This window comes from Myroides sp. C15-4, assembly GCF_050522745.1.
Lineage (GTDB): Bacteria > Bacteroidota > Bacteroidia > Flavobacteriales > Flavobacteriaceae > Flavobacterium.
On the sequence record NZ_JBMVQX010000011.1, the window covers coordinates 61,995 to 77,408 of the forward strand.

Consider the following 15,414-nt stretch of genomic DNA (forward strand, 5'->3'; position numbering starts at 1 on the left):
GTTCTTTTTTAAGTGATTATTAAACTTCAGCAAGCATTTTCTCTCCAGTTGCAATCACTTCTTCGATTGAACCTTTCAAGTTGAAAGCTGCTTCTGGTAAATGGTCTAATTCACCGTCAATAATCATATTGAATCCTTTGATTGTATCTTTAATATCTACAAGAACTCCTGGGATACCTGTAAATTGCTCTGCCACGTGGAATGGTTGAGACAAGAAACGTTGAACACGACGTGCTCTGTGTACAGCTAATTTATCTTCTTCAGATAGCTCTTCCATACCAAGGATCGCGATGATATCTTGTAATTCTTTATATTTTTGTAAGATTTCTTTTACTCGTTGTGCACAAGCATAGTGTTCTTTACCTAAAATTTCTGGAGATAAGATACGAGAAGTAGAATCTAATGGATCTACTGCAGGGTAAATACCTAACTCAGCAATTTTACGAGACAATACTGTTGTAGCATCTAAGTGAGCGAACGTTGTCGCTGGTGCCGGGTCAGTTAAGTCATCCGCAGGTACATAAACCGCTTGAACGGAAGTAATTGATCCTTTTGTAGTTGAAGTAATACGCTCTTGCATAGCCCCCATTTCTGTTGCTAATGTCGGTTGGTATCCTACGGCAGATGGCATACGACCTAATAAGGCTGATACCTCTGAACCTGCTTGTGTAAAACGGAAGATGTTGTCAACGAAGAAAAGTACGTCTTTTCCTTGGTCGTCTCCAGCACCATCACGGAAGAACTCAGCAATTGTTAATCCAGATAAAGCAACACGTGCACGTGCTCCTGGTGGCTCATTCATCTGACCGAATAAGAAAGTACATTTAGAATCTTTCATTATTTCGCGGTCAACTTTAGATAAATCCCATCCTCCATTTTCCATAGAGTGCATGAAATCATCACCATATTTAATAATACCAGACTCTAACATCTCGCGAAGTAAGTCATTCCCTTCACGTGTACGCTCTCCAACTCCTGCGAATACAGAAAGTCCACCGTGTCCTTTGGCGATATTGTTAATTAACTCCTGAATTAATACGGTTTTACCAACTCCAGCTCCACCAAATAATCCAATTTTACCCCCTTTTGCGTAAGGCTCAATTAAGTCGATTACTTTAATTCCTGTGAATAATACTTCTGTTGAAGTAGATAAATCTTCGAATTTTGGTGCAGGTCTGTGGATTGGTAACCCATTTTCACCTGCTTTAGGTAAGTTACCTAAACCATCAATAGCGTCACCCACAACATTAAACAATCTACCAAACACCTCTTTTCCGATTGGAACTTGGATAGGAGATCCTGTAGCAGCTACAGCGTAACCTCTACTTAATCCGTCTGTTGAGTCCATTGAAATTGTACGAACTGTATCTTCTCCAATGTGTGATTGTACTTCAAGTACTAATTTAGAACCATCTGGTTTAGTGATTTCTAATGAATCATAAATTTTTGGAAGTTCGGCATTCTCAGTGTTGAAGACTACATCAACTACTGGTCCGATAACTTGCGCAACTTTTCCTGTAACTTTAGACATTGCTTATGTATTTATTTAACAGCTATTTACGTTTAGTGAAAAAAACTACTTTTTCAGAGTGCAAAGATAGTTTTTTTCTCTGAATATGAAAATGATTAAAAATTTATTTATATATAAAAAAATGCGAGCCCTGTTGGGGTCCGCATTTTTATATTATTCAACCGTTACCGACTTCGCTAAATTACGAGGCTGGTCTACGTTACAATCTCTTAAAACCGCAATGTGATACGACAATAATTGTAGTGGAATTGTAGTTAAAATCGGGGTTAAAGCTTCTGAAATACCAGGTACTTCAATCACGTGATCCGCTAATTCTCTTACTTGTTTATCTCCTTTGGTAACAATGGCAATGATTTTTCCACGACGGGCTTTAATCTCTTGAATGTTACTTACTACTTTGTCGTAGTGCATTTGATCGGGTGCAATTACAATAACAGGCATGTGCTCGTCAATTAAGGCAATTGGTCCGTGTTTCATCTCTGCAGCAGGGTATCCTTCTGCATGGATGTACGATATTTCCTTTAGTTTTAAAGCACCTTCCAGTGCTACTGGATAGTTATATCCTCGGCCTAAATACAAGCAGTTTGTTGCGTTTTTGTACACTTCTGCAATCTCTAGAACCGCTTCGTTTTGAATCAGTGCTTCTTTTACGCGTTCTGGAATTAATTCTAATTCGTGTAAGTATTTTAAATATTCCGAATTAGATAAAGAACCTTTTGCTTTTGCTAAGCGAAGGGCAATTAACGTCAAAACGGTAATTTGGGTTGTAAATGCTTTTGTTGAAGCTACGCCAATTTCTGGCCCAGCATGCGTATAAGCACCGGCATGTGTTTCACGAGAAATCGAAGAACCTACAACGTTGCAAACACCAAATACAAAAGCACCTTTTGCTTTTGCTAATTTGATAGCAGCTAGGGTATCTGCTGTTTCTCCAGATTGTGATATAGCAATAATGACGTCTTCACTGCTGATGATCGGGTTTCTGTATCTGAATTCAGAAGCGTATTCAACCTCTACCGGAATTCTAGCAAACTCTTCAATCACGTATTCTGCTACCAATCCTGCATGCCAAGACGTTCCACAAGCAACAATGATGATGCGCTTTGCGTTGAGGAATTTATCTAGATTATCCTCAATTCCCGCCATTTTTACCAAGCCTTGATCTGCAAGTAAACGACCTCTAAACGTATCAAGAATAACATCAGGTTGTTCGTAGATCTCTTTTAACATAAAGTGATCATACCCGTTTTTCTCAATTTGTTCTAAGTTTAGTTGCAATTCTTGTACATAGTGATCCACTAAGGAGTCATCTTTGATTTTGCGGATGGTTAACGGTTTGTGTAAGCGAATAATAGCCATTTCTTCATCCTCTAAATAAATAGCATTATTTGTATATTCAATAAAAGGAGATGCATCCGAAGTAATGAAATATTCATTCTCTCCAATCCCAATTGCCAAAGGGCTACCTAATCGAGCCGCTACAATTTCATTGGGTTTTTTGATGTCCATTACGGCAATAGCGTAAGCTCCTATCACTTGGTTTAACGCAATCTGAACGGCTTTTCCAAGTTTTACTTTTTGTGTCTTTTGAACGTCCTCAATTAAATTGATTAATACTTCTGTATCTGTTTCAGAATGGAAAATATAACCGCGTTTAATTAATTCTTGTTTTAGTGAATCATAGTTTTCAATGATTCCATTGTGTATAATGACTAATTCACCTGAATTTGAAAAATGCGGGTGAGAGTTTACGTCATTTGGTACTCCATGTGTCGCCCAACGGGTATGACCAATTCCAATCGTACCTTTTTTTATTGCGTCAGTAGCTTTGTTTTCTAGATCAGCAACTTTTCCTTTTGTCTTGCAAAGATTAATCGTTTCTCCATTAAATACGGCCAACCCAGCACTATCATAACCACGGTATTCAAGTCTAGTTAGTCCTTTGATGATTACGGGATATGCATCTCTATGCCCTATGTATCCAACGATTCCACACATAAATAATTAGTTTTTAGTTTTAGTATAAAAAATTTGCAGTGTCATTTTTTTGTCAGAACTAGTATTTGTTCCGTAAAGTACAGTACCTAAAGGCTGCATAGCCGATAAGGAAGGTACATACGTCACGTTTTCAGGTGTGTTTTCTATTTCAGTTTTCAACTTGCTGTTGGTTCCTTTTGTTACGGTGTTAACAAGGAGATCATTGTAGTTGAAGGTTGCGGCAATCGCCAATTTCGGACTTTTTAATTCTTTGTTTTTTAGAATTGCACGAACATATTCTGTAATTCTGAATTTATACGTGTTTCCTTTGATTTTGTTTTCCTCGTCCGCAGCTTGATAAATTCCTCCATATACTAATTTGCTATATTGAGCATTAGCAGAGTTGTCATTTAGGAAATCAGAAATAGGCGACCCATTGTCGTAGTTGTATAGGTACAAGCGCTGAGGAATTTGATTCTTAGGCATAGCTGTCACGTCAACATGAACAGTTAAGATTGCGTCATTCACAAGAATGTCTAGCTCTTTTAGTTTTTTCAACTCTTCAAAATCGTTCTTATTGAAAAGATCAAGAACTGCTAAGTTTCCTTCCCCACCTTTCACATATAAAAAGGGGTCTCCTTCAGTTTTGTTTCCAACTTGGGTGTGTTTATTTCCTTCGGTTGTATTTAAACTAACGTTGATGTTGTCTCCAAATACACTGGCGTTTTCACCTGCATTGGCTGCTTTAGAGAAAGGTAATGTCGCTGTTAAGTGTTGCTTCTTCTTCACTGGATTTCCATCGTCATCTGCTTCTTCTACCTCTTGGTGGTACTTAATTACAAGCTTCCCTTGCGTAAGATTTAGCAAGCCTAATGCACCAGCAGTTTGGTTTCCAGTAGCTTTGAAATACAAGCCACGGAAGAAATCTTTAAATTGAGAAGGGTCATTTAAGTTCACGCCAGTTGTCGCGAATTTTTGAAAGTATTCTTTGTTTAAATCCAACCATAATCCAGGCGCTAATCGTTCTAACTCTATCGGTTTACCTGTTGTTTCGTCCTGAACTATATTGCCATTCGCGTCTCTTTTGTAGAGGACAATGTTTTGTTTTGTAAAGGTAAACTCTTTGTTTTGCTTGATATTTTCTGAATCGTTTAACAACGTAGGTTTTTTGAACTGCTCGTATTGCGCTGCTGCGTCAGAGAAGTAGTCCAAAGCTTTCCCTGTTCCAGGATTCACATCGTGTAAGTAATAGCCATTTTCATATACTTCTAGGTTAAAAGAAGCATCTCCAACGACATTCAATAAGTTGTAATACGTCGTCTCGTTTTCCACTTTGTCAAACTGAGAGTAGTAGGGAATATAGACATAAACAGAGTCCATAACAGCATTGGATCTTATCATGCCAAAAGAAGTGGCTGATGATAATACTTGTGTTACGAAGCTGCTATTTGATCTTCCAAACTCGCCATTATCTAGCGATCCGAATGGCATATTAGCCAAATTTTGGGTACCCAAAGCACCATAAGGTTGGGTATAAGCCGTGAGATCACTTACTTGATAGGTGTCGATATTCAAATTATTGTCTCCAATAATATCGCCACCAACTTCACTAAAATCTTTGTCACATGATTGTAAACTAGCCACGCTTGCTAGGATTACTACTGTTTTTATGATGCTTTTGTAATTCATCTACTAAGTCGATATATGCGTTAGTATTATAAAAATTGATTGTAAAAAGTAGTATATGCCTCAGCAAATTCTTCTTTAGTAGCGTAAGGTAAGAAAGGTTTATTGGAAGATTCTATATATTTTGTTAAATCTGAAGGGATGTCTTCTGATGCTACGATCACTCCGTCAGAATTCTTCACAGCATTAACCATGATGTTGTGGTAGGTTGCTTTTTCAAAATCTGCAATATCCTCTTTTGGCAAGTTGTCAAAAGCCACTTTGGTGTGCATAGATCCGCTTAATGTTCCTTCAAAACCTTCGTTGAAAATAGAGGTAACTATTTTTGTATCTGCAAAAATAGCTTCGTCTTTATAGTAATTTTTCAAATAGGTTGGCAATAAAGAAGCCATCCAGCCTTGCACATGGATGATATCGGGAACCCAGTTTAATTTTTTAATTGTCTCAATTACCCCTTTGGTAAAGAAAATAGCTCTCTCGTCATTGTCTGGGTATAATACTCCGTCTTCATCTGAAAACGTTGATTTTCTTTTAAAGTATTCATCATTATCGATGAAGTAAACCTGAATTCTCTCTTTAGGAATAGAAGCCACTTTGATTATCAAAGGCATATCCATATCATTCACTACGAGATTCATCCCCGATAGGCGGATTACTTCGTGTAATTGGTGTCTTCTTTCATTGATGCTACCGTATTTCGGCATAAAAATTCTTATTTGCCCTCCCTGTTCATTAATCATTTTAGGCGCATCATAAGACATTAATGAAACTTCATTTTCTGCTAAATAAGGTACCACTTCAGATGATACGTACAATATCCTCTTATCTTTCATCTTCAAAAATAGTTTCTGTTGAAATAAATAAAACTGTGCAAATTTACGAAATTTTATGGAGTTATTTCTCGAATTAACTAATTTTGCCATTATTTAAAACACGAAGTAGATGTTTCTTTTTCATACAAAAGTCGAATTACAAGCTTATTTAGAGACTTTTCACAAGGCGAACCAATCCATTGGTTTAGTCCCTACAATGGGAGCAATACACAGGGGTCACCTTTCTTTGATGGAGCAATCCTTACGAGAAAATGGCTGTACTGTGGTGAGTATTTTTGTCAATCCAACGCAGTTCAATAATGCGGAAGATTTAGCCAAATATCCTCGTACATTAGAGCGAGATTTATCGATTATTCGCTCATTATCAGATCAAATCGTCGTATTTTCACCCGCAGTAGAAGAGATGTACGCCGGAGAAACGGTCGCTAAAAAGTTTGATTATGACGGGTTAGAATTTGAAATGGAAGGGGCACAACGCCCAGGTCATTTTGATGGAGTGGGTACCATTGTCAACAAACTTTTTGAATTGGTTGAGCCAACAAAAGCCTATTTTGGCGAGAAGGATTTTCAACAGCTACAGATCATTCGAAAACTAGTCGAAAAAGAACAGTTGGCGGTAGAGATTGTTGGGGTTCCCATCTTTAGAGCAGCGGATGGACTAGCCATGAGTTCAAGAAATGAGCGCATTTCTGCCCAAGGTTTAGAACTATCGACCTTTTTATTTCAGGTTTTGACGCAAGCGCGGGAGTTGTTTAAAACACAAGAGATTGAAAAAGTTAATCAATTTGTTGAGTCTCAATTTAAAAATAATTCTACCTTTGACCTCGAATACTTTACGATAGCTGACGAGGAGACACTCAAAACGGCTAGCTCAAAAGAAGAAGGGCATACCTACAGAGGGTTTCTGGTAGCGCATATTGAAGGTGTTCGCTTAATTGACAATTTATCTTTTAACTAAACTATCGCGAAATGCAAGTTGAAGTAGTAAAATCAAAAATTCATCGTGTAACCGTAACAGGTGCCGATTTACATTATATTGGAAGTATTACAATAGACGAAGCTTTATTGGAAGCTGCTAATATGATTGAAGGTGAAAAAGTTTCTATTGTGAACATCAACAATGGAGAACGTTTTGAAACTTACGCTATTCCAGGTCCTAGAAACAGTGGAGAAATTACGTTAAATGGACCAGCTGCACGTAAAGTGCACCAAGGAGATATCGTTATCATTATTTCCTATGGAATAATGGATTTTGAAGAAGCTAAAACCTTTAGACCTGCTATTGTGTTCCCCAATGAGGAGAACAATAGTCTAACGTAATATAGCATATTGAAGAAGACCGTAACTAAATTAATTCATATCTTACTCCCACTTGCGTTGGGAGTTTTTTTGGTTTATTACGCATTTTCTAAATTTACTCCAGCACAGATTGAAGAGATGTTGATGCACTTCAAAGGGGCGAATTACAGCTACATCCTCATCGCTTCAATCTTTTCTGTTGTCAGCCTTTGGGCACGTGCGCATCGTTGGAAGTATGCCCTGAACTATATGGGATATACCTCTTCTACCGCCACAAACTTCATGGCGATTAACATTGGGTACCTCATGAATTTAACCGTTCCGCGTTCTGGTGAGGTATCCCGAGCTTTGGTCTTGCAAAAGTACCAGCAAATCCCTTTTGACAAGAGTTTTGGCAGTATTGTATCGGAACGCGTGGTCGATTTAATCTGCTTGCTACTTTGTGTGTTGACTGCGCTTATTTTGCAATATGAGGTATTAAAAGATTTCCTCTTGCGCTATGTTCCCGTAGAACAATTGCTGGAGGTTGCTTTACTTGCCTTAGGGGTTTTCGGGGTGGTAATTGCCGCTTTTTTATTCCTTACTTGGAAGCCTATTTTATTTGTGAAACGCAAACTCAAAGGACTTATAGAAGGGGTAAATAGCATTTTTAAGATGCCTGCTAAACGAGCTTTTTTGTGCTATACCTTGCTTATTTGGGGCGGGTATATTGCCACTTTTTACTTTGGTACGTTGGCGCTACAAGAAACGAGTGGATTAACTTTTCCCATGATTATGTCTGCCTTTATAGCGGGGAGTTTTGCCGTTTCTTTTACCAATGGTGGTTTTGGTGCATTTCCTTTAATTGTAGCTGAACTTTTAGTGCTCTACCACATTTCAAGTGTTGCAGGTACCGCCTTTGGTTGGATCTTGTGGACGACACAAACAGCGATTGTCGTCGTGCTAGGTGCCTTGTCTTTCTTTTTACTTCCGCTCTATCACACCAGAAGAAAGTAGTTACATTCTTCTTCATTCTTCGTCATATGCATGGACTCTTTGTTTGACTTTTAAGGTGCTATGCCCTAATTTATAAGGTGCTGAAAAGCGAATGCTACGGTTATCCCCGTTGTTGTTGAAGCGTTGCGTCGGTTGTCTCTTTATACGTCGAATATACACTGTTCAATACATTACTCAATTCCAATTTTTTGTCGATCAAAAGGCCTTTAATATTTATTCCTAAGTCCGCCTAAGCCTTGGAGTGAAAGTTATCGGATACTCCACTGAAATCGCAGTTTTTTGCGAATTTAATTCCCAGTTCCCAGTCCATTGATACGTCAGGTCAATATTGAGGATGTAGTCGTGGTTTTGAATAGTTGTGGTTTGTATTTGGTTCAAGGATGCGTCAAGGATGCGTCAAGGGTTGTTCGACAAAAGGTTATTTTTCCCTAGTAAACTCGGAGGATAGTTGGAGAGGTGTCGAAGGATTGTGCTCGAATACGCTTTTAATTTAACAGTTTCGTAGGATGAATCCTTATAAAAGAGGAATTCATATTTGAGCTTTTAATCGTAGATTTGATATTTAGAAATTTAAGAATACGGTTGTATGGCAAAAGTAAAGACTGCTTTTTTCTGTCAAAGTTGTGGGGCACAAACGCCTAAGTGGATGGGACAATGTCCCACGTGTAAGGAGTGGAATACCCTCGTGGAGGAAGTGATCCAGAAAGAAGAGAAAACAGCATGGAAGGCGGTTAGTACCACTGCTTCCACGACAAAGCGCATTGCAAAACCCTTGCGTGTAAGTGAGATTGATAGCGCAGAAGAGATTCGCATGAATACCTTAGATGGAGAGTTGAATCGCGTTTTAGGCGGAGGCCTTGTACCCGGGTCGATGGTACTACTCGGAGGAGAACCCGGCATTGGAAAAAGTACCTTGCTCTTGCAAATTTCACTGCGCTTGCCCTATAAAGTACTCTATGTTTCTGGAGAAGAAAGTCAGAAGCAAATCAAGATGCGCGCCGAACGCATCAATCCCAATAACGAAAATTGTTATATTTTAACGGAAACCAATACCCAAAATATCTTTCGTCAGATTGAAGAAATTCAGCCCGATGTGTTGATTATTGACTCCATTCAAACCCTGCATACGGATTATATCGAATCCTCTGCGGGAACTGTTTCTCAAATCAAAGAAACCACGGCGGAGTTAACCAAATTTGCCAAAGAAACGGGAACACCTGTTTTAATTATTGGTCATATCACCAAAGATGGAAGTATTGCAGGGCCTAAGATGTTAGAGCATATGGTGGATACGGTTTTGCAATTTGAGGGCGACCGCAATCACGTCTACCGCATTTTACGCGCCAATAAAAACCGCTTTGGTTCTACTGCCGAATTGGGTATTTACGAGATGCAAGGTAGTGGACTACGCGAAGTGTCCAATCCATCCGAAATTTTAATTTCCCACAAAGATGAAGAGTTGTCCGGAACGGCTATTGCAGCCACTTTAGAGGGGATGCGTCCGTTGATGGTAGAGGTGCAATCGCTAGTGAGTACGGCAGTGTATGGAACCCCACAACGCAGTGCAACGGGCTATAACCTCAAGCGATTGAATATGTTGTTGGCCGTGCTAGAAAAACGAGCAGGCTTCCGTTTAGGGCAAAAAGACGTCTTCTTGAATATTACGGGAGGAATTAGTGTAGATGATCCTGCCATTGATTTGGGCGTGGTAGCAGCGATTCTATCCTCCGATCAGGATATCTCCATCCAAAAAGGAGTAACTTTTGCTGGAGAGGTTGGTCTTTCAGGGGAAATTCGACCAATCAACCGCGTAGATCAACGCATTCAAGAAGCCGAAAAATTGGGCTTTTCGGAAATACTCGTTTCCAAATACAACAAGATTTCACACAAGGGAACGGGAATAAAAGTGGTTTTAGTAACCAAGATTGAAGATGTCGTCGAGCATCTTTTTGGATAAAAAAATTGAAAAAAAAGTAGCATGAAAAAAGGAATTGTTTTAGCAATGACACTTAGTGTTTTTGCGGTATGGGCACAAAAGCCCGTCTATACGAAAGCGAATTTAGAAAGCGCACGGGTGTATTACGATGGAGCAGAATTAACGCAAAATACCCAAGTGACCTTACCCAAAGGATTGTCCGAAGTTGTGATTACCAATGTGTCTGATCAATTGATGGAAAATACCATCAAAGTAGGGTCTATTACCGATGTAACGGTTATGTCGGTGCAGTTTTCTAATGCCTATATCGAAGAATATGACAATGTGAATAACTCACCCTTGACGAAACCCTTGCGTGATAGTATTGCTATAACAGAACGCAAATTAGATCAGCTTGTTAATTCGATCAATGCAGATATACAAACTATTCAATTGTTGGATGATACGAGTTCAAGTGAATCGTTTAAGAATTTTGGATTTACGGATGTGACCAAATGGGTGGACTATTACGGTAAAAAACGTCAAGAAGTACAAAATGCCTTATTCGTAAAGAAAAAGGAAAAAGTGATTGTCGAAGCCAAGTGGAATGATCTCAAGTCGCAATTGACTATCGGTGGAGACAAGTCTGATCAAGTAAGTAAAGGAAAGTTGATTGTGCAAGTGATGAGTGGGAGAGAGGGTGTTATTCCCTTTAAAATAAACTATGCGACAAATAGAGCGCAATGGGTTCCTTCTTATGATTTACGCATCGAAAAAATCAATGCACCAATCAAAATGATGTATAAAGCAGATGTAGTTCAAACCTCAGGGTTGGATTGGCGAAATGTAAAACTTAGTTTAACCTCAGGTAAGTTAAATCAACACCATCAGATGCCGAAGTTTACGACTTGGTTTGTTTCTTATCAAGAGGCTATTCCTATTGTTGCTGAATATAGTTACAATGCGGATTATAGTCAAGATGTGTCTCGTATGGTAGAAGGGAGAGCAGCAGGTATTTCTGTCACAAATAAACGATCAAGTAAGGATATTTCGTATGAAGAACGTCAAACTATAGCAGAATATACTACAGTAAGCGAAAGTGAGCTGAATGTCACCTTTGATATTGCCATTCCCTATTCGATTGTAAGCAATGGAAAACGTCATAGTGTGGATTTGAATGCATTTGATATCAGTGGAGACTACAAGTTCTATACCGCACCAAAATTAGATGCAAATGCGTATTTAGTGGCAGAGATTAAGGACTATGGTAAACACCAGTTATTGCCTGGGCAAGCCAATGTGATTTACGACGGCATGAATATCGGACAGACGTATCTATCGACGGAAAACACAGAAGAAAAATTACATCTGAATATTGGAAAAGACCCCAATATTTCAGTTAGCCGTACGTTGATTACGGATAAGTCAGGAACAAAAACGTTCTCTTCGAAAAAAGAGCAAACCTTTACGTATGAAATTACTGTCAAAAACAGCAAAAAAGAAGCGGTTACGGTTCAAGTAGAAGACCAATATCCAATCAGTACAGATAATTCTATTGAAATTGTGTTAGATGAATCGCCAAAAGGAAAAGTCAATGCGGAGAAAGGGTTGGTGACTTGGGAGGTTCAATTGCAACCGAACGAAGTGAAAAAAGTGCGCCTGAGTTATACGATGAAGTATAGTAAAGATAAAAATATACAAACCTCTTATTAGTAAGAAGAAATAAAAAAGCCACTCGTTTTGGAAGTGGCTTTTTTTTATTTTTTAAGCATTCGTTTCAGCGTATTTTTTTCTTGGCTGTATACCATCAAGCCAAAAAGGACAATCGCGATCAAGCCAACAAGGTAGTTTTCTCTGAAGTGATAAAAATAAACATAAGACAAGAGAATAGACAGTCCCATATATAAACCAATGGCTTTTTTATCATAGGGAATAGGGTAATACTTTTGACCTAGTACATAAGATACGACCATCATGGATCCATAGGCGAGCAAGGTAGCAATTGCCGAACCCATATAGCCCCAAATTGGGATCAAGAGGTAGTTGAAGATCAAAGTCAACACAGCACCAAAAATGGAGATATAAGCCCCCATACTGGTTTTGTCACGCAACTTATACCACACGGATAGGTTGGTGTAAATCCCCATACATAGGTTTGCTAAGATAATTAAGGGCACGACAATCATCGCATCCCAATAGCTCTCATTGCGAATAAACAACACCTTTAAAATGTCCGAAAAGACAACAACTCCCAGCATAATCGCGCTTCCCATAAGGATAAAATACTTGGTTACGGTGGCGTATTTCGTTGGAGCATCGTCATTTTTGGCGTAGTTAAAAAAGAAAGGCTCAATCCCCAAGGTATAGGCTTGTCTAAAGAGTACCATAAACAGCCCCAATTTATAACAAGCAGCATATTTCCCAACTTCTGCAGAAGCAATATCCGCAGGCAATAAACGCTGTAGGAGTATTTTGTCAAAGCTCTCGTTAATAGCAAAGGCCAATCCTGCCACCATAACGGGAAAACTATAGCGCAACATTTGTTGTAATAGTTCTTTGTTGATTTTGAAGTGGAGTTGCAAATAGTTCTTAGTAAAGACCAAAAACGTCGCTGCACTTGCTACTAGATTGGCAATGAAAATATATTCTACCTGAAAGTTTTCCACATACATCGATGCAAAAACAGAGGAAGGATTATTTGTAGCTAATAAAGGCAAGAAATAGAGGAAGAACACATTCAACAACGAGTAAATACAAACATTGCCAATGCGAATGGCGCTGTAGTACATCGGTCGTTGATCTGCACGTAATTTGGCGAATGGAACAATAACCAAGGCATCCAAAATCAGGATCCACAAAACATATTGCACGAGATTGGTGGGGATCTTCAGGAGATTCGCCCAAAAGTCGAGCAAGAAAAATCCGAGTAATCCAAAGATTAAGGTGGTACCACTGAGAAACAACATGCTGTTGTTGATCACTTCCTGTTTGTTATCGCGCGTATTGTAAAACCTAAAAAAAGCCGTTTCCATTCCGAAAGACAGGACAACATTCAACAGCATCATGATGGAGAAAATCACGCTGTACTCACCATAGGCGTCATTTTTCATCAGATCCGTGTGAAACGGAACTAAAAAGAAACCAATTACTTTTGGAAAAACAGCAGCCAATCCATAGATGGCCGTTTGTTGGAAAATTTTTTTATAAATACTCACAGTGTCGAGCGTTAAGAATCAAGCTTTATTTTTCTGTTGTTTTGGGTGCTAGGTCTATTTTTAAGAAAGGGAGAATACTCGCTTTTGGAAAGTCAATTTTTGTTGGTCCATTGTATTGCGCATCGTCATCAACGGCATTGTACAGAAATCCAACGGTGTCTTCGTAAAAGAAAATACTCTCTGGGTATTTTAATTGGTTGTTGTCGGTCCAAATGTCCATTTTGTCTTTGAGCTGTAATGCCATTAATTTTTGCAATTCCTCCCAGTTGTCAATTAAATCCTCTGTTTTGTATGGTTCCCCTGTTTTGGGATTGAAGTTTAAAGCCATTTCGCTTTTAAAGCCATAAGCTCCGCCAGCAAAGGTATAGTATTCTAGAGCAATGGAAAGCAAATCATCATTATAGAAGGTAATATCACCCTCTACTTCTGCTTTCCAAGGTAGTGTTTCATCGGGATATTTTGTCTTAAATGCATTGTAATTGGCGATGTAATGAGCTGTTAGTTCTTCTAGCGTAGCGCTTGAAGCTGTCACTTCATCTACCGCAACGATACGGTCTATTTGAGCAATCAGTTGTTGGTTGATTTTTGCTGCAATTTCATGGGATTCATTGGTGATGACTGGCACACTCAATCGAATTCTCGTACATTCATCGTCCATGCAGTTGTCAGAAGATTGTACGAATTCCTTTTGTTCAAATTGCAATGTATCCGTTGCATTTTTATTGGTCGAATTACAACTAACAACAAGTGTTAGCAGTAAAAATAAATAAACGTATTGTCTCATAGATCTTCTTTTCTTACAAAACTAAGAATTAATGTACTGAAAACGAATAAAATTTGCAGCATCCTTTGTTTTTTTTATGTTTAGAGTCAGGGAATCTGTAGTGTCTTGGTAGGCGTTGTTTGTACTTAAACAAGGTGACTGTTAGACTTGTTGTCCAAAGCCTTCGCATCGACATTGAATTGAATTCAAGTGCTGTAGGATCTATAGTAAATTGATCTTAATGTTGTGATCGTTTTTAATTTCTCGCATCACAAAAGAACTATGCGTACTTCCGATGCTATCCACCATAGCGAGTTTGTTGAAGACAAAATCTTGGTAGTGGCGCATGTCATTGGCATATACCTTTAATAAGAAATCATATTCCCCCGAAATATTATAACATTCAACTACTTCCTCAATGTTTAAGATGTCGTCAATAAATTTATTGTTGATGATGCGTTCGTGTTGTTTGAGTTTAATATTGCAAAAAACAACAAAACCACGGTTTAATTTCTCGGCATCAATCAAGGCGATATATCCTTTGATAAAGCCCTCTTGTTCTAAGCGTTTTACGCGTTCAAAAACTGGAGTAGAAGATAGATTCACTTGCTGAGCGAGTTCTTTGGTGGTTACATTCGAATTCTCTGATAATAAGTTGAGTAGCTTTAAATCTATTTCGTCTAAGTTATGCATGATTAGCTGTTTTTTAAGTATTGTTATACAAAGGTATACGAAAACTGATAGGATTGATAAAAAGTACAACAGGAATTATAAGTTGAGCGTTAAAAAGAGGTTCTTGTGCGCAAAGGTATACTATCTTTGATTGTTATGACAGATCAAAGCCAATGCGAAAAATTGTTCCAACACATGGAACAGAAAGTCAAGCTAACTGCGGAAGAGAAAGTGCAGATTGCTTCTTTTTTTTAGGGTTCACCCCAGAAACGTTTAGTCGGATTAAAATCAAGAACAGATAAAAAAAAGTGCTTTACTAATTGGTGTAGAAGCTCAAGGGTTTGATACTGCCATACAGCCCCTTGAAAAACAGTTGGAAGGAAAAGAAAACACATGGGTAGTACTTGCTAACACTCATCAGTTAAAAGTACAAGCATTGGATCAACTCATCTCTCCGTGGCATACTGATTTAGACCTAGGTCGCCCCTTAGAAGTTGTGACAGATCTGTCTAAAAGTAGAAGGTTTG

The 15,414-nt window shown here is 38.5% G+C and carries 12 protein-coding genes; 5 read left to right on the plus strand and 7 right to left on the minus strand.

Annotated elements, in window-relative coordinates:
* Nucleotides 1-19: 19 nt before the first annotated feature.
* From atpD to ACPDHL_RS07240, 4 genes are all read right to left on the minus strand, one after another.
* Nucleotides 20-1,531: a F0F1 ATP synthase subunit beta gene (gene atpD, locus ACPDHL_RS07225; protein WP_430532104.1), complete on the minus strand. Its 1,512-nt coding sequence runs from the start codon at nt 1,529-1,531 to the stop codon at nt 20-22.
* A gap of 153 nt (nt 1,532-1,684) precedes the next feature.
* Complete coding sequence (gene glmS / locus ACPDHL_RS07230; protein ID WP_430532105.1) at nt 1,685-3,529, minus strand: glutamine--fructose-6-phosphate transaminase (isomerizing); 1,845 nt, start codon at nt 3,527-3,529, stop codon at nt 1,685-1,687.
* A gap of 6 nt (nt 3,530-3,535) precedes the next feature.
* The gene (locus ACPDHL_RS07235) at nt 3,536-5,197 is read right to left on the minus strand and encodes a DUF4270 domain-containing protein (protein WP_430532106.1); all 1,662 of its coding nucleotides are present in this window, start codon (nt 5,195-5,197) and stop codon (nt 3,536-3,538) included.
* Between the two features lie 26 nt (nt 5,198-5,223).
* The gene (locus ACPDHL_RS07240) at nt 5,224-6,027 is read right to left on the minus strand and encodes a glycogen/starch synthase (protein WP_430532107.1); all 804 of its coding nucleotides are present in this window, start codon (nt 6,025-6,027) and stop codon (nt 5,224-5,226) included.
* A gap of 109 nt (nt 6,028-6,136) precedes the next feature.
* Between ACPDHL_RS07240 and panC the strand changes: the two genes are divergently transcribed.
* The 5 genes from panC to ACPDHL_RS07265 all read left to right on the plus strand — a co-directional run bounded on the left by panC (nt 6,137) and on the right by ACPDHL_RS07265 (nt 11,950).
* The gene (gene panC, locus ACPDHL_RS07245; RefSeq protein ID WP_430532108.1) at nt 6,137-6,985 is read left to right on the plus strand and encodes a pantoate--beta-alanine ligase; all 849 of its coding nucleotides are present in this window, start codon (nt 6,137-6,139) and stop codon (nt 6,983-6,985) included.
* A gap of 11 nt (nt 6,986-6,996) precedes the next feature.
* Nucleotides 6,997-7,347 (plus strand): aspartate 1-decarboxylase, encoded by a 351-nt coding sequence (gene panD, locus ACPDHL_RS07250; protein ID WP_182628713.1) that lies wholly within the window; start codon nt 6,997-6,999, stop codon nt 7,345-7,347.
* A gap of 9 nt (nt 7,348-7,356) precedes the next feature.
* Nucleotides 7,357-8,322, plus strand: coding sequence for a lysylphosphatidylglycerol synthase transmembrane domain-containing protein (locus ACPDHL_RS07255; RefSeq protein WP_430532109.1), 966 nt, complete (start codon nt 7,357-7,359; stop codon nt 8,320-8,322).
* Nucleotides 8,323-8,908: 586 nt separating this feature from the next.
* Nucleotides 8,909-10,279: a DNA repair protein RadA gene (gene radA, locus ACPDHL_RS07260; protein WP_430532110.1), complete on the plus strand. Its 1,371-nt coding sequence runs from the start codon at nt 8,909-8,911 to the stop codon at nt 10,277-10,279.
* 21 nt (nt 10,280-10,300) lie between these two features.
* On the plus strand, nt 10,301-11,950 hold the full coding sequence (locus tag ACPDHL_RS07265) for a DUF4139 domain-containing protein (RefSeq protein ID WP_430532111.1): 1,650 nt from the start codon (nt 10,301-10,303) through the stop codon (nt 11,948-11,950).
* A 44-nt stretch (nt 11,951-11,994) separates the two neighbouring features.
* Here the strand turns inward: ACPDHL_RS07265 and ACPDHL_RS07270 are convergent, their stop codons facing one another.
* The 3 genes from ACPDHL_RS07270 to ACPDHL_RS07280 all read right to left on the minus strand — a co-directional run bounded on the left by ACPDHL_RS07270 (nt 11,995) and on the right by ACPDHL_RS07280 (nt 14,908).
* The gene (locus ACPDHL_RS07270; protein ID WP_430532112.1) at nt 11,995-13,452 is read right to left on the minus strand and encodes an oligosaccharide flippase family protein; all 1,458 of its coding nucleotides are present in this window, start codon (nt 13,450-13,452) and stop codon (nt 11,995-11,997) included.
* A gap of 25 nt (nt 13,453-13,477) precedes the next feature.
* Nucleotides 13,478-14,236, minus strand: a complete 759-nt coding sequence (locus ACPDHL_RS07275; protein WP_430532113.1) for a PdaC/SigV domain-containing protein — start codon at nt 14,234-14,236, stop codon at nt 13,478-13,480.
* Nucleotides 14,237-14,437: 201 nt separating this feature from the next.
* A complete protein-coding gene (locus ACPDHL_RS07280; protein WP_430532114.1) occupies nt 14,438-14,908 on the minus strand; it encodes an Lrp/AsnC family transcriptional regulator in 471 nt (156 codons plus the stop codon).
* Nucleotides 14,909-15,414 lie beyond the last annotated feature (506 nt).